The 15,996-nt window shown below is 32.5% G+C and carries 11 protein-coding genes; 2 read left to right on the forward strand and 9 right to left on the reverse strand.

The annotated features are described in order from the left end of the window. Positions 1-4 precede the first annotated feature (4 nt). The 4 genes from P0R33_RS08085 to P0R33_RS08100 all read right to left on the reverse strand — a co-directional run bounded on the left by P0R33_RS08085 (position 5) and on the right by P0R33_RS08100 (position 8,268). Entirely contained in the window at positions 5-1,366 is a 1,362-nt protein-coding gene (locus tag P0R33_RS08085; protein WP_276174955.1) for a pyridoxal-phosphate dependent enzyme, read from the reverse strand. A gap of 44 nt (positions 1,367-1,410) precedes the next feature. Beyond that, entirely contained in the window at positions 1,411-3,384 is a 1,974-nt protein-coding gene (locus tag P0R33_RS08090; protein ID WP_276174956.1) for a putative porin, read from the reverse strand. A gap of 180 nt (positions 3,385-3,564) precedes the next feature. Continuing rightward, a complete protein-coding gene (locus tag P0R33_RS08095) occupies positions 3,565-5,145 on the reverse strand; it encodes a RagB/SusD family nutrient uptake outer membrane protein (protein ID WP_276174957.1) in 1,581 nt (526 codons plus the stop codon). Positions 5,146-5,154: 9 nt separating this feature from the next. After that, the gene (locus tag P0R33_RS08100) at positions 5,155-8,268 is read right to left on the reverse strand and encodes a TonB-dependent receptor (protein ID WP_276174958.1); all 3,114 of its coding nucleotides are present in this window, start codon (positions 8,266-8,268) and stop codon (positions 5,155-5,157) included. A gap of 590 nt (positions 8,269-8,858) precedes the next feature. Between P0R33_RS08100 and P0R33_RS08105 the strand changes: the two genes are divergently transcribed. Then, positions 8,859-9,524, forward strand: a complete 666-nt coding sequence (locus P0R33_RS08105) for a ribonuclease HII (RefSeq protein ID WP_276174959.1) — start codon at positions 8,859-8,861, stop codon at positions 9,522-9,524. 72 nt (positions 9,525-9,596) lie between these two features. Here the strand turns inward: P0R33_RS08105 and P0R33_RS08110 are convergent, their stop codons facing one another. The 5 genes from P0R33_RS08110 to P0R33_RS08130 all read right to left on the reverse strand — a co-directional run bounded on the left by P0R33_RS08110 (position 9,597) and on the right by P0R33_RS08130 (position 13,861). Further along, the gene (locus tag P0R33_RS08110) at positions 9,597-10,448 is read right to left on the reverse strand and encodes a nuclear transport factor 2 family protein (protein WP_276174960.1); all 852 of its coding nucleotides are present in this window, start codon (positions 10,446-10,448) and stop codon (positions 9,597-9,599) included. 301 nt (positions 10,449-10,749) lie between these two features. Continuing rightward, positions 10,750-11,448, reverse strand: coding sequence for a lipoyl(octanoyl) transferase LipB (gene lipB / locus P0R33_RS08115; protein ID WP_276174961.1), 699 nt, complete (start codon positions 11,446-11,448; stop codon positions 10,750-10,752). Positions 11,449-11,453: 5 nt separating this feature from the next. Then, complete coding sequence (locus P0R33_RS08120; protein ID WP_276174962.1) at positions 11,454-12,206, reverse strand: hypothetical protein; 753 nt, start codon at positions 12,204-12,206, stop codon at positions 11,454-11,456. Between the two features lie 68 nt (positions 12,207-12,274). Then, positions 12,275-13,078 carry a hypothetical protein gene (locus P0R33_RS08125; RefSeq protein ID WP_276174963.1) on the reverse strand — a complete coding sequence of 268 codons (804 nt, stop codon included), beginning with the start codon at positions 13,076-13,078 and terminating at the stop codon, positions 12,275-12,277. A 57-nt stretch (positions 13,079-13,135) separates the two neighbouring features. Beyond that, the gene (locus P0R33_RS08130) at positions 13,136-13,861 is read right to left on the reverse strand and encodes a hypothetical protein (protein ID WP_276174964.1); all 726 of its coding nucleotides are present in this window, start codon (positions 13,859-13,861) and stop codon (positions 13,136-13,138) included. A 278-nt stretch (positions 13,862-14,139) separates the two neighbouring features. On the opposite strand from P0R33_RS08130, the gene lysS reads away from it, so the two are divergent. Further along, the gene (lysS, locus tag P0R33_RS08135) at positions 14,140-15,843 is read left to right on the forward strand and encodes a lysine--tRNA ligase (protein ID WP_276174965.1); all 1,704 of its coding nucleotides are present in this window, start codon (positions 14,140-14,142) and stop codon (positions 15,841-15,843) included. Positions 15,844-15,996: the final 153 nt, after the last annotated feature.

The following is a 15,996-nucleotide window of genomic DNA, read 5'->3' on the forward strand; positions in this document are numbered from 1 at the left end:
AAGTCTATTTTATCGAACCGATAATATCATATTTTGTAATAATATGATGATGTCCATTTCCTAAGTCAACTAAAACGGCATCGTTTTCTTTTGAGAAAAGTTTTGACACTTCTTCAATTGGCGTTCCTAATTTTACAATTGGAAAAGGTTTTCCCATTACTTCCTTAATAGGTTTTTCGGCTACATTTTTGTCTGCAACATAACTTCTAAACAAGTCAGTTTCATCAACAGAACCAACAAATCCGTTAATATCAACAACTGGGATCTGCGAAATTTTGTATTTACGCATACGCTCAATTGCGTGCGAAACCAATTCTTCGGTACGAACAACAATCAATTCTTTATCAATATGATCTTTGATAACGTCTTCTGCCTTAGTTATGTTTTCTTCTAAAAATCCGCGTTCACGCATCCAATCATCATTGAACATTTTACCTACGTAACGGCTTCCAGAATCGTGAAAAAGAACTACAACAACATCATCAGGCTTGAAATGTTCTTTTAATTGCAAAAGACCTTTTATACAAGCTCCAGCAGAATTTCCAACAAAAATAGCTTCTTCTAACGCAATTTTTCTAGTGTAAACTGCTGCATCTTTATCGGTTACTTTTGTGAATCCGTCAATTAAAGAAAAGTCGACATTTTTAGGCAAAATATCTTCTCCGATTCCTTCTGTTATATAAGAATAGATTTCGTTTTCGTCAAAAATTCCAGTTTCGTGGTATTTCTTAAAAACAGAACCATAAGTATCAATTCCCCAGATCTTGATGTTTGGATTTTTTTCTTTTAAATATTTTCCAACTCCAGAAATTGTTCCTCCAGTTCCAACTCCAACAACAAAATGTGTGATTTTACCTTCAGTCTGTTTCCAAATTTCTGGTCCAGTTTGTTCATAATGCGCCAATGAATTTGACATATTATCATACTGATTTACGTACCAAGAATTTGGTGTTTCTTCGGCCAAACGTTTGGAAACCGAATAATAAGAACGAGGATCTGTAGGTTCGACATCTGTCGGGCAAACAACGACTTTTGCTCCTACAGCACGAAGAATATCCATCTTCTCTTTAGATTGTTTATCAGAGATCACACAAATTAATTTGTATCCTTTTACGATTGCCACTAGTGCAAGTCCCATTCCTGTATTTCCAGAAGTTCCTTCAATAATAGTCCCTCCTGGTTTCAATCGGCCGTCAGCTTCTGCATCTTCAATCATTTTTACAGCCATTCTGTCTTTCACAGAATTACCAGGATTAAAGGTTTCGACTTTTGCCAATACTAACGCATCAATTTCAGCAACAATTTTGTTGAGTTTTACCAATGGCGTGTTACCAATTGTTTCTAAAATATTTTTTGAAAAGTCCATTTTTATTTAAGTTTAATATAGTGGTTCTAATTAAATTCGGCTTTTTATTGAAAGAAATTCCAAACCAAACCAAAACGCAATACAAAATCACGATAAGGATTATTAGGCGCCGAGTAATAATTGCTTTGTGAAAAAAGCGCATTCAAATGTTCCGCTTTCAAATAAAAACGTGTCTGACGAATTCTGGCATTTACAAAAACATCATAAGTAGCAAAGCCACCAATCTTTTTTTGTTGCTGTACAAAAAATTCTGCAATAACAGGATTGTAATCATCTCCATAATATTTGGTCAGATAATTAAATACAATACCTGTTTGGATAAATAATGCTTTTTTGAAAAAATGATTTGAATAATAAAAGGTATTTCTAGTGACAAAATCAGGAACATTTAAAATCAAATCTGACTGATCAACTTTTTGATACAAAAGCGTGTTATCTAATGCAAAATGACCGAATTTAAACTCACGGCTTGCTTTTATTTCTAAATAATTTATCACATTACCATACTGTTGTGGTGTAACAATTTGAACATTTGCAACTGACGATGTATCTCTAAAATACAAGTGATCTTTCAGCACAGTATATTGAACTTGCCCCGTTAACCAAGGAGTTGTTATTTCGGCACTTAATGAGTTTATTTTTTCATTTTTGAAATTATGTGACCAATTATATGAAACCCAACTACTTTGATATAAATTATAATTATTATTTGGCAGTTTATTGATATTACGATATCTAAAATCAAACTTAATTTTTTCGTTTAAATCATATCTCAATTTGGCATCTAAATCAGAAAGAGATTGATTTGTAATAGATCTTGAATACAGAAATCTACCATTCCATTTGTTCTTTTGGTATTCGTACTGTCCTCCCACATTATTAAATTGCAAGTACAAATTAGCAGGAATCGCATTGTTCAAAGAATCCACAATTACTTTTTCATATTGATAATTAGATCTGTAATCGTCTATAAAAAAATTAAACTTTCCTAAAAGAGAGTTTTCATACGCTGCACCTACTTTATTATAAAGTCTTTCATATTTTGTTTCATCATTGATGCCGCTTGCAACATACGAATCTCCGAAACGGTTTACTGTGGTGGTAACATTATTATTATCTGTAATAGAAGACGTTATTGTCTGCTGCTTATACTGATAATTTTTATATTCATAATTAAACTGATGTGTTAAATACAAATTGTTATTTCCGTCTTTTGGATTTACCCTAAAAGCGTGGTCAAAAAACAATCTCCTACCTTTTAAAAGCGTTTCTGCATCAGTTAAATAAACCTGCAATCTTTGTCGATTTTTGAAATCTGGATCATCACTTTCAAAATTGGAAACATTTGTGATTCCTCCATTTTCTTCGTTCATTATATCCTGATTGGCAAAATGCATATTGATTGCATATCGTCTGCTGGTTGTAGCATAACTGGTTGTAAATCTGAAATTACCAGCACTAACCAATTGATTTATGTAATCTCCTTCAGATCTTAAACCTTTATAGGCTATTGAGAAATTAAGATTTTTGGATGTATTTAAAGTAATAAAAGAATCTACGTTCTGTCCTTTATTAATTGTAGTATTAAAAAACAATTCTGTAAATGGCGTTGCGGCCGAATAATATCGAATTTGATCTGCTTGCATATAATTAGAATGTTTTCCTGTAAAACCAATTTCTGGATACGGAGAAAAACTTGTCAAACTATATTGCAAGGTATTTAATGGCTGACCGATATTAGAAAATTCTAAAAGTCCGAAAAGATCTTTTCTAAGATGATTCTGTCTGTAAGCACTTTTTATAGTTAACGACGTGTCGGCATATATAGTGTCATGTTCCAAAGTGACAATCTTATATTGGTCTATAGTTGCTATTTTGGCTTTTTTCTTCTTTACGGTATCTGTAATACTAGAATATTCCGTATTCATATCTAAATCCTTTTTAGGAGCGGCTTTTTTTTCTTGAGAAAACAATAAAGTTGGTACAACTAATAGATATAGGAAAATGAATATTCTCATTTGATGGCTTTGTATAAATTTATTTTGACAAAATTTGTTGAGCAAAGGTAAAGATAAAAACGTATTAACGAAAAAACATAATATATAATATAAAGTGAAAATTGTTTCGCTATTTTGAAACGAAAACCCCGTATACAAAAGTATACGGGGCTTCCAAAAAAAATTCAAAATAATTACCTATTACCAATCAGGATTTTGTCCTAAACCTGGATTTGTATTCATTTCTAATTGAGGTATTGGCCATAAAAATCTACGGTCAGCTGCAGGAATAGCTGCAATAGGAGTTGCAATAACATAAGTATTTCCTAAAACGAATGCAGGAGCTGTAGGTGCAGCATTTGCCATTTTAGCAGGAATACCACTTGTAGCAACTGCGGCTATTGGATCTCCTTGTAATCTGTGAATATCAGTCCATCTACGTCCTTCTTGTAAAAACTCAATTCTTCTTTCTTTAAGAATAGCAGCAACCATAGTTGCGTTTGTTGTAAAAGAAGCAGCTGTGTAAGCTTGAGTTGTTGGGTTTGCTAGAGATCTATTTCTAACAGAGTTTAACAAAGTTAAAGCAGCTGGCAAATTAGATTGACGAGCTTGAGCTTCAGCCATATTTAATACAACTTCAGCATATCTGATAATTGGAGCAGCGTCAGTTCTGTTCGTAACATCAGTATATTTGTTAGTATATTTAATACCAGAAGCTGTGTAAATAAACTTTCCGTCTTCTCTACGTTTGTCATCAGCTAACCATTGTGCATCTCTCCAAATAATTGGACTAATACAAACTAAAGCTCTATCTTTTAAAATACTAGCTAAAGCAGCATTTACACCTGGATTAGCTGTAGCTGAATGCTGAATAGAGAAAATAGACTCTGAGTTACTAGCATTAACTCCTGTAGTATTTTGGAAAGGCGCATATGGATCTGCAGTTAAAGCGAAAGCTCCGTTTAATTTAGCTCCTTCAACCAAAACATTTGCCCAATCTCTTTTTTGAAGATAAAGTCTAGTTTTGAAAGCGATTGCAGCCCATTTAGAAGCTCTTCCAATTGGTCTAGATGCAAAAGCTGTGCTGCTTCCTGAAGTAATTAAAGCCTCAGCATCATTTAAATCTGCTAAAATTCTATCATAACATTCTGCTACCGTATTTCTTGGCTTTGCAGATTCAGAATCAATTTCTTCAAATGTATTAACTCCAACCGTTCTGTAAGGAATACCAGGGTGAGTTGCACCAGCAGTAAAATTATAAGGTCTAGCAAAGTAAGTTAACAATTCTAAGTGTGTAATTGCTCTTAAGAATTTAGATTGCCCAATATAATTATCCCCAATTGCCTTAGTAATAATACCTTTTGCAACAGCTTCATTAGTTCCTTCAATCATAAGGTTACATCTGTTGATTAATCTGTAACCATCAACCCAGTAGTAAACGTTGTTAGCCGTTGTTGGATCATAAGTACCTCTATAAGTTAACTCATAGAAAGTTGCCATATTTACAACATCTTCTCCTCTAGCTTCACCTTGTTCAACATAAGCAGCTCCCCATACATAACCACGACCACCGTTCGGGCTAGTTGGTGCAGCATTATATTGTCCGATTGCAGCCGCATTATAAACCCCATTCATATATGTTGAGATTAATGTCGGTGTAGTAAAAGCGTCAGGACTTAAAATATTGTTGATCGGCTTTAAATCGATTACTTTTTCTTCTGTACATGAACTCATCCCAAGTACCACTGCAGAAAGTAAAATTGTTTTTATTATATTTTTCATATTTCTTTATTATAAACTTACATTTAATCCAACTGAAACCACTTTAGCACGTGGTGTACCATTAATATCTACTCCAGAAGTTTCCATTTCAGGATTCAAACCTTTGTAATCTGAAATTAACCAGATGTTTTGGCCTTGAACAAAAAGTCTAAATGTATCTACACCAATTTTGTCTAATAATACTTTTGGTAATGTATAACCTAAAGTAATGTTATCAAGTGAGATGAAATCTCCTTTTTCAACAAAACGTGTACTAGCACTTCCAGAAAGGTTAGTAAATGTATTTGAACTTGCATATAATCTAGGTGTCCATCCGTCTCCAGGATTAGCTGCACTTTGCCATCTTCCTAAAATTTCAGTTCCGTTGTTGTTGAAATTTTGATTCATCAACTCTCTTCTTGTAGAGTTGAAGATGTCATTTCCTCCACTAAATCTGAACATGAAACCAAAATCGATGTTTTTATATTTCATATTAGAAGATACAGAACCATAGTATGTTGGCAATGTGTTTCCTAAGATTCTCTTATCAGCTGTACTTAAAGTAGCTGCTGTTGTAGTATCCATTGGTCCTCCTGGATTGTTTGGATCAAATTTGAAATAAGTTTGAGTGTTTAAGTTTCCTTGTACTAAACTTCCGTCTGCTTTGTAATAAACTGGGTTACCATTTGCAGAGTTAACTCCCCAATATTTGAAACCATATAAAGAGTTGATTGACTCACCTTCAGCAATAATAATGTTTGGGGCAATATTTGTATCTGTAGAAGAACCACCTACAATAGATTGTCCTTGGTAAAGAGCCGTAACTTTGTTTTTCGTTAACGTTAAGTTAGAAGAAATATCCCAAGAGAAATTTTGAGTATTGATTGCCTTAAAGTTAAGAGAGAACTCATATCCTTGGTTATACATTTTACCAACGTTTTGGTTAACTGTATTATTTGGAATACCAATAGAAGGAGAAGTTGGAGCTGCTAAAACTAAGTTATCGATATCATTTTTGAAATAATCAAACGCTAACGTTAAACGATTGTTCATGAATCCTAAATCTACACCAAAGTCAACTTTAGTAGAAGTTTCCCACTGTAATAGAGGATTACTAAACTGATAGTAACCAATACCATTTGATGGACCGTAAGGTGAACCAATTGTAAGATCTTTTGAAGGATAAGCTGCACCATTTAATACATCAACGTTACCTACTTCAGAATAAGAACCTCTGAATTTCAAATCAGAAAGCACACCGCTAATTCCTTCCATAAAACTTTCTTTAGAAACTGTCCATCCTGCAGAAACTCCAGGGAAGTTGTGGTATCTAACATCAGATTCGAATTGTGAAATTCCGTCACGTCTAAGAGAAGCCTGTAAGAAGTATTTTTCTTTAAAGTTATAAGTAAAACGACCTAAGTAAGAAATAATACCTTTTTCTGAAATTCCACCACCTGCATCTTTAGTATTGAAAGTATTTGTTACAAGATTCTCATCAAAGAAATCACTGATAATGTCACTTCCTTGCCCCCATAACAATTTGTCTCTAGATTTTTGGTATTCAGCAACTCCTGTTAAACCAATGTTGTGATTTTCAGCAAAAGTATGTTTGTAGTTCAAGATATTTTGCCAGTTCCATCTTAAAAGGTTTCTGTTATCTTGGTAAACTAAACCATTAGATCCACGTCCATCACCATGAATAGGGTTCCAATATTGAAAACCATCAGTCATTGCGTTATCAGCACTTACCTGTAATTTATAACTTAAGTCTGAAGTAATTTGCGCATTTGCATAAGCACTTGCGATAATTCTCGTTGTTGTAGATTTATATTTGTTGTGATCTAAAACATATAAAATGTTTGTAATGTTATCTCCAACCGCTGCTGTATTATCCCACTGTCCAACTGTAGCATTATTTGCTGAAAGGTTGTAACCTGTTGGATCTAAAGCATCATAAATTGGGGTATTAGGCAATTGTCTGATAGTATTAAAGATGTTTCCAGAAAGACCACTAGCATTACTGTTCAATCCATCATACTCTGTTCTACTTACAGCTAAGTTTGTACCAATACTTAACCATTTGTTTATATTTTGATCAACGTTTGCTCTAATAGAATATTTTTTCATACTATTAGCCAAGTTAATACCATCCATATCAGAAAGACCTAAAGACAAATAGTATTTAGTTTTTTCAGATCCTCCGCTAAAATTAAGATTATGCGTTACTTGTGGAGCATTTCTTAAAACTGCTGCTTGCCAATCTGTATTGTATGTATTACCAACTGCCCAAGGAGTTTGTCCTGCATTTGTTCTTTTCTCATTAGAAATCACTAAGAAATCAGGAGTTTCTAACAAGTCATATTTTTTAGCAGCACTTGCAACACCAAAAACACTTGAATAACTTACTTTTAAAGCACCTTTTTTACCGCTTTTAGTTGTAATTAAAATTACCCCATTTGCTGCACGAGATCCGTAAATTGCTGTAGCAGCACCATCTTTTAACACATCAAAAGACTCGATATCTTCTGGGTTGATATCTGCTAAACCATTTGTAGCAGAAACACCTCCAATATCACCAGAGTAAATTGGCACACCATCTACAACAATTAAAGGCTCTGTACTACCAGAAATAGATCCAATACCTCTAATTCTAATTTTTGGTGCAGCACCAAGAAGACCAGTATTTGTTAAAACCTGAACCCCTGTTGCTCTACCTGCTAAAACACCTTCGAAAGATGGAGTAACCAAGTTAGAAATGTCTTTTCCGGCAATTTTAGAAATAGATCCTGTTACCTCTTTTCTTTTCTGTACACCGTAACCAACAACCACAACTTCATTCATTAATTGTGCCTCAGACTCCAATTCAACGCTAATTGTGTTAGATGTTCCTACAGTAACATTTTTATTATTCATACCCACGTAAGAAAAAATCAAAACATCTCCTGTTTTAGCTTTGATAGAATAGCTTCCGTCAAAATCTGTTTGAGTACTTGTTTTAGATCCTTTCACTTGGACATTTACACCTGGAACAACACCTGTTTTATCAGATACCTTTCCAGTTACAGTTCTCTCCTGAGCAAAAGAAAACTGCATAGACAACGCTACAAGGAGCGTACAAATCCATTTTAATTTTAATTTCATTTTAAGTTATTTTGAATTAGTATTTCGCAAACATCATAATTATTTCTTAAAATACCAAGCCGTTTATTAACGCTTTCTAATGTTATTTTAATGTTTCCTTAACACTTAAAATAAATAAAGCAACAATTTCACGCTTATACGTAGTTATATTTAACAAAACGGTTAAAAACGTTCTTTTTATCACTTTCTAATTTTAACAAATAATTAACATTTTAAAGTGTAACAAATCGCATTTTTTTAAGTTACAAACATGATATTTATAAATAATATCTTAACAAAAAGTTAATGGGGAAAATTTTTTAATCTTGCTTTTCGTCATTTTCGTCTTCTAAATTCTTTCATTCATAGAAAAAAGAAATATTCATTCTCTTCCATATTAAAGAAAATCATTACGTTTTTATCTGATTCTCAGATTCTAAAATCTAAAAAAAATGTTCCACAGCTAAAACAACAAAACCAACATAAAGAGTTCTTTTCTTACAAAAAAAAACTAAATTATTATAAAACCACATTTAGATATTTTTTTAGAACTTTATTTTTTAGGTCAATTTTCAAAAAATCATAATATTTGCGATTCAAAAGAAAATAAAATGCTCGAAAAAAATTTCTCAGGATTTATTTTAGAAACTGGAACTGACGAAGCTGGCCGTGGATGTCTTGCGGGTCCAGTTACAGCCGCAGCTATAATTTTACCAGAACATTTTGAGAATCAAATATTAAACGACAGTAAACAGCTGTCTGAAAAAACTAGAGCGCTTTTAAGACCAATTATAGAAAAAGAAGCTTTATGTTTTGCGGTTACTCATTTATTTCCAGATGAAATTGATGAAATAAACATTTTAAACGCTTCTATGAAAGGAATGCAAGAATGCATTTTAAAACTAAAGCATATTCCAGAATATATTATAGTGGATGGAAATCGCGCTATAAATGCAAAGCTAGGACTCAAAAATACGTTTGGAAAAATATTTACCGCTGAAGAAATTTCGTTACTAAAATCAATTCCAAATCAGAGTATTATAAAAGGAGATGGAAAATATTTAAGCATTGCTGCCGCTTCTGTACTTGCCAAAACCTATCGTGATGAATATATGGATCAAATTCATGAAGAATTTCCAATGTACAATTGGAAAAAAAACAAAGGCTATCCGACTAAAGAACATCGAGAAGCAATTAAAAAATATGGCACTACAAAATACCACAGAATGAGTTTTAGGCTTTTGCCAGAACAACTCGAATTAAATTTTTTCGAATAAAAAAAACGACCTAAAATTAGGTCGCTTTTTTTAACTAATTGCTAGTCACTTTTTACTATTCACTATTTATTATCACTTCTTACTTTTCAGAAATTCTGCAAACTGTTTTGTATCGTAATAAAAAGGTCTAACTGCTGTTATTTTTCCATTTTTTAAATCAAAATGCTCAGAAATTGGCATCGACATCGTTTTTCCTGATTTTTTAGATTTACAACTTATTGTAAAATAAATAATAATTTCATTTTTAGAAGCATCACTAAAATAAGTTGGTTCTTTCTCTATTTGTAATTCAAAAAATTCTGTTGATTTGGCAAACATTTTAGTCCATTCGCTAAAACCAACAAAAGTTCCACCATAAGGCAAACCCGTCGCTTGATAATAAGTCGCTCCATCTTCTATCAAAGTTGCCATTGCATCAAAATCTCTTGTTTTAAAAAGACATTCATAGTACTTTGCAACTACTTTTATATTGTCAGCTTCTAGATTTTTCAGAAGATCAGCTTCAGACAAAGCAGCATCTTTATCCCAAAAACCAATAATTTTACTTACTTGTCCTTTTCCATTTAATCTTGCGAAATCTCGACCACCTATTATAAGCTTATTTTTCGAGTCGACAATTTTCCATTCCCAAGTCACATAATTATCTTTTACAATCTTTGGACCTGATGATAAAATAGCATCTGGAAATTTTTTATAAAATTCATTTATCACATTATTAAAAGCTGCCGTTCCTTTTATCGATGCCGAAGGATCTTCAAAAGTACTGTCTTCGAGCCAAATCGATTTAATCATTTTCAATCGAGCATCACTATTTTTCTCCTGCCATGCTTTTTCGTAAGCAGTAATTGGATATAATTTATCTTTCTTCTGAGCAAAAAGACCATTAAGAATAAATAGAAAACATAATAAGTAGATTTTTCTCATAAGGAATTTGGTTAGATTTGATTAAACTTTACTTGCGATGTTTTCAAATTTAGCACAAATACACTAGACAATTACATAAGTTATATAATTTAGCATCCTTTCAAAATCTTAACTTTTGCCAATTGTTTTTTCATTTTTTTGAAATATATTTTTGTAAAAAACCGATTTCTATTTAATTATTCAAACTCTATTTCAAATTCAAAAAAGAGCTTTTAGAATGAAAATATTGCATTTTTTAAGAGAAAAAACAAAAAAACCACTCCAAAAACTAGAAGCGGCTTATAATATTTAGAAGTTTATTTTAGATGAATTCTGCTTCAAATAAATCTTTTAAATGTTTAATAATTTTGGCTTTTACTTCTTCTTCGTCAACTTTTTGAACACCAAGTTCAACGTTTAAAGAAGTAACGCCTTTTCCGCGAATACCGCACGGAATAATATTGTCAAAATATCCTAAATCTACATTTACATTTAAGGCAAATCCATGCATGGTTACCCATCGTGACGCGCGAACGCCCATTGCGCAAATTTTACGTGCAAATGGAGTTCCTGCACCAAGCCAAACTCCAGTTTCGCCTTCGCTTCTGCCCGATTCTAAACCGTATTCTGCTAATGTCAGGATAATAGATTCTTCTAGAAAACGCAAATATTTATGAATATCGGTAAAGAAGTTTTCTAGATCCAAAATAGGATAACCTACAATTTGTCCAGGCCCGTGATACGTAATATCACCACCACGATTTATTTTGTAGAAAGTCGCTCCTTTGGCTTCTAGTTGTTTTTCGTTTAATAATAAGTTTTCTAAATCGCCGCTTTTACCCAAGGTATAAACGTGCGGATGCTCAACAAACAATAAATAATTTGGAGTTGGCAGATCAAGTTCTTCTCTTCTGTTCTTGATTTTTAAATCGACTATATCTTTGAAAATTTCTTCTTGATATTCCCAAGTCGATTTATAATCTCTTTTTCCCAGATCCTGAAGTTGGATATTTTTGTTCATTTTAATTATTTTTCAAACTCAACATCAAAGTTAAGTTTGTCTGGATTCTCCATATAATCCGTAAAAGAGTATTGAATGGTAAGTGATTTTCGATCGTCGCTAAACAAAGCGTTTGGATTAGAGACTTTCTTTATTTTTTTTGGAAAATGATATTTTACAATATAATTAGAAGATGCAAACATCATTTTAGACATATCTCCAGCAGAATCTTTAGGTTTTGCAGCCAATTTTTGCTGATCGATTACTGCTTTTCTTGTAAATTTCTTTCCGTCGTAAGTGTAACTTAATTTACTGTTATTATCTCCAAAACCACTTCCAAGCGGACTTGCGCCAGCTCCGCCTTCTAGTTTTTGAAATGTGCTTAAAGTTTGAAGAATATCTTGTAATTCGTTTACATTTTTAAAATCGGTTCCTAAAGTCATTAAAAACTGCTTTTTGGAAGAACTCATTTTGGTCGTTACAACAAAGTTTTCTAGTTTTTTAAGTTCTTTTTGAGTTTCAGGAGACAATTTGGCAATACTGTCTTTTTTCTGTTCAAATAATTGCTTGAATGTAAAAGTCGAATCGATATCTTTTTTAGCATCTTCTCCCATTTGACCAGCAATCTGATCTCCAGCCATTTCCATTAAAGAAGAACCATCCATATCTACAGAAAATTTTCCAGTTCCGTTGTCATTGATGTAAATGTTTTCGGTAAAAGTACAGCTCGTCAATGTTGCTATTAAAAAAGAAAAACTAAGTAATTTATATAATTTCATCGTAGTACAATTTTTTATCAAAGATACGAAGACTATTTTTAAAAATACATCTTATTAAAAACCTCTAATTATTGTTCAAACTCCACTTTGAAACCAAAATCCACACTGCTTTCCTGCATATTCTCTAGCGGAATTTCGACAATAAAACTTTTTCTATCTGATGCTATCACTGCATTTTTGATTGAAATAGTTTTAATCTTTTTAGGAAAGTGATATTCTGCTATATATTTACATTCTTTCAGCATTTCATTCATTTGTTTTGAGAACGGATCATCACTCTTTTCTTTCTTAGCTTCTTTTTTCTTTTTAGTTTTTTTGTCGTCTTTAGAAGATGTTACCGATTTAATAAAAACTTTTCCATCATAAAAAATGGTGGTATTAGACTTTTCTTCAGGTTTTGGCGCGGCACTTAAAGCTCCTAATCTTTTTTTGTCTGTCGCCGCCAACGCTTCTAAACTTTCGGCAGGTGTTGCAATAGTTTTAAAATCTGTTCCTTTAGGAAAATCAATAGACATAGTGTATTCGAATTGCTTTTTCTCGTCGTTTACTTTCATGCTAACTTTAAAATTCTCCAAAATTTTAAGTTTCTCTTTTTCTTTCTCCAGCATCTCGATTTTCTCTTTATCTGCATTTGGCAATTTAGAAATACTGTCACTTAACTTGTTAAGCATATCTTTGAAGGTAAAAGTAGTATCTACAATTTTATTGACTTTCGTAGAATCTGTTTTTTTCATCCCCATTTTATACATCGGAGACATATCAAATCCATAAGAAAAAGTTCCGGATCCGTCTTCGTTCATCACGACCTTTTCTTTAAGCGTACAGCTTGCAACACAAAAAACAATAAAAAAACTAAGTAGAATTCTTTTCATAAAAATAGATTTAGGTTATATGGCGAAGATACCTTCTTTTAAAAATTATTTGAAGTTTTATTCTAAAATCACTTCCAAATTTGTTATTTCAGGATTTTGGGAAAAATCAGAAAGCAAAAATTCTAATGTTAAAGATTTTTTGTCTGAACTGATGACTGCTTTTGAATTTGAAACTGATTTTATTTTAAAAGGAAAATGATACTTTAAAATATAATTTTGAACCAATTTTGAAGAACCGTATTTAGTTAAGAATTTCTCCGATTCTTGTTTTGCTTTTTCTAATTCAGCAATATTTGTAATAGAAACAGAACGCTTGAAAATTTTTCCATCAAAATTATATTCTATTTTATAATAATGATTTTCGGCGGTCAAAGCATAATTGTGTTGAATATCTGAAGCATAATTTTCTGTTTTAAATAGATCTGGAATTTCAGAGACTTTATTAAAGTGAAGCGAAAACTCATTTTTATATTCTTTCTCAAAAGAACTTTTTTTAAGATGCACTTTTACATTTTCATATTTTTTAAATAACTGCTGTTCTTCAGCGGTATATTTTGCGAAGTTCTCACTGTACTTATCGATATATTCTTTAAAGACGTAAGTTGTATCCTGAAAAACATTTTCTTTAGAATATTCTTCGCCAGCCAATTGCATATAACTGTTTTCGTCTCTAATTTGTTCGACTTTTATATCGCCGCTTCCGTCAGAATTGATGGTAATAGTTTCTGTAATTTGACAACTTGTAAATAAAATTATAAATAATAAACTTGATAGGTATTTCATTTTTTTGGAAAAGTTCTGAGGTTTTGAGTTGCTAAGATAATCTGTTTTTTATTTAATTTCTTACAATATAAAGGTCTAATAAAAACAAAAAGGTCTAATCTAGCCCCGATAGAAGTGGAAATCCTTTTATACCGGTGTTCGGCATAAAAGATTGAAACGGATAGCGGGACAAAAGGTGATTGAAATCCAATAAATTAATGCTTCAAAAAATCTAAAAACTGCATTCTAAAATTTGCATTCTTTTCTTTATCTTTGCACACTTAAAAAAAGAGCACAAAATGGCATTATCAGAACAAGAAATCATCAGAAGAGAAAAACTTCAAAACTTACGCAATCTGGGAATCAATCCTTATCCAGCTAATCTTTTTCCTGTAAATCATACTTCGAAGCAGATAAAGGAAACTTTTGAGGAAGGTAAGAAGGTTATCGTTGCAGGACGTTTGATGAGTGTTCGTGATCAAGGTAAAGCTTGTTTTGCTGAGTTACAAGACAGCGAAGGACGTATTCAATTGTACGTGAATCGTGATGTTTTGTGTGAAGGTGACGATAAAACTTTGTACAACCAAGTTTTCAAAAAATTAACCGATTTAGGTGATTTTATTGGTATTGAAGGAGAATTGTTTACTACGCAAGTTGGTGCAAAATGTATTCGTGTAAGCGGATTTACTTTCTTAAGTAAAACGTTACGTCCGCTTCCGTTACCAAAAGTTGACGAAGAAGGAAATGTACACGATGCTTTTAACGACGCTGAGTTACGTTACAGAATGCGTTATGTAGATTTAACTGTAAATCCGCAGGTTAAAGAAACTTTCATTAAACGTACTAAGTTATTTACTGCAATGCGTGGTTATTTTAACGACGCTGGATATTTGGAAGTTGACACTCCGGTTTTACAGTCAATTCCTGGTGGAGCTTCGGCAAGACCATTTATTACGCACCATAACTCGCTTGATATTCCGCTTTACATGCGTATTGCAAATGAATTATATTTAAAAAGATTAATTGTTGGTGGATTTGAAGGCGTTTATGAGTTTTCTAGAAATTTCCGTAACGAAGGTATGGATAGAACGCATAACCCTGAGTTTACTGCAATGGAAATATATGTAGCCTACAAAGACTACAACTGGATGATGGAATTTGCTGAAGGTTTATTGGAGCATTGTGCCGTTGCTGTAAATGGTACAAGCGAAGTTACTTTTGGCGAGCACACAATCAACTTTAAAGCGCCTTATGCACGCGTTACGATGACAGATTCTATCAAACATTTTACTGGTTTTGACATTTCTGGAAAAACAGAACAAGAATTGTTTGAAGCCGCAAGAGGAATGGGAATCGAGGTTGACGAAACAATGGGTAAAGGAAAATTAATTGATGAGATTTTTGGAGCTAAATGTGAAGGAAATTATATTCAGCCAACTTTCATTACTGATTATCCAAAAGAAATGTCTCCGCTTTGTAAAGAGCACCGCGATAATCCAGAGTTGACTGAGCGTTTTGAATTGATGGTTTGTGGTAAAGAAATTGCAAATGCATATTCTGAATTAAATGATCCAATTGATCAAAGAGAACGTTTTGAAGATCAAATGCGTCTTTCTGAAAAAGGTGACGACGAAGCAAACGGAATTATCGACGAGGATTTCTTAAGAGCGCTTGAATATGGTATGCCTCCAACGTCTGGAATGGGAATTGGAATGGATCGTTTGATTATGTATTTAACAAATAATGCTTCTATTCAAGAAGTTTTATTATTCCCTCAAATGCGTCCTGAGAAAAAACAAGCTCAGATTGAATTATCTGATGAAGAAAAATTCATCATTGACTTGCTTACTAAAAATGAAAATAGAATGGATCTAACGCAGCTAAAAATTACAGCTAACTTAAGCGGTAAAAAATGGGATGCATCTATGAAAAACTTATCTAAACACGGTTTGACTAAAGTTGTCGTTGACGGCGAGTTTAAATTTGTGGAATTGGTGGGGTAAATTTTAAATTGAATTTTATAATATTTCAAACCCGATAGGCTATAAAACCTATCGGGTTTTTATTTAGAATTTATATTCCCAACCATCAACCGGACTGAAGTCCGGCCCTACAATATAAATCGAGCTGAAGCTCTTTTCTAGTTCCGAAGGAAC

The organism is Flavobacterium sp. YJ01, from assembly GCF_029320955.1.
Lineage (GTDB): Bacteria > Bacteroidota > Bacteroidia > Flavobacteriales > Flavobacteriaceae > Flavobacterium.

Bases quoted from the DNA above. Each gene is read 5' to 3' on its own strand.
- P0R33_RS08085 (WP_276174955.1), bottom strand. From the start codon at position 1,366: ATGGACTTTTCAAAAAATATTTTAGAAACAATTGGTAACACGCCATTG.
- P0R33_RS08090 (WP_276174956.1), bottom strand. From the start codon at position 3,384: ATGAGAATATTCATTTTCCTATATCTATTAGTTGTACCAACTTTATTG.
- P0R33_RS08095 (WP_276174957.1), bottom strand. From the start codon at position 5,145: ATGAAAAATATAATAAAAACAATTTTACTTTCTGCAGTGGTACTTGGG.
- P0R33_RS08100 (WP_276174958.1), bottom strand. From the start codon at position 8,268: ATGAAATTAAAATTAAAATGGATTTGTACGCTCCTTGTAGCGTTGTCT.
- P0R33_RS08105 (WP_276174959.1), top strand. From the start codon at position 8,859: ATGCTCGAAAAAAATTTCTCAGGATTTATTTTAGAAACTGGAACTGAC.
- P0R33_RS08110 (WP_276174960.1), bottom strand. From the start codon at position 10,448: ATGAGAAAAATCTACTTATTATGTTTTCTATTTATTCTTAATGGTCTT.
- lipB (WP_276174961.1), bottom strand. From the start codon at position 11,448: ATGAACAAAAATATCCAACTTCAGGATCTGGGAAAAAGAGATTATAAA.
- P0R33_RS08120 (WP_276174962.1), bottom strand. From the start codon at position 12,206: ATGAAATTATATAAATTACTTAGTTTTTCTTTTTTAATAGCAACATTG.
- P0R33_RS08125 (WP_276174963.1), bottom strand. From the start codon at position 13,078: ATGAAAAGAATTCTACTTAGTTTTTTTATTGTTTTTTGTGTTGCAAGC.
- P0R33_RS08130 (WP_276174964.1), bottom strand. From the start codon at position 13,861: ATGAAATACCTATCAAGTTTATTATTTATAATTTTATTTACAAGTTGT.
- lysS (WP_276174965.1), top strand. From the start codon at position 14,140: ATGGCATTATCAGAACAAGAAATCATCAGAAGAGAAAAACTTCAAAAC.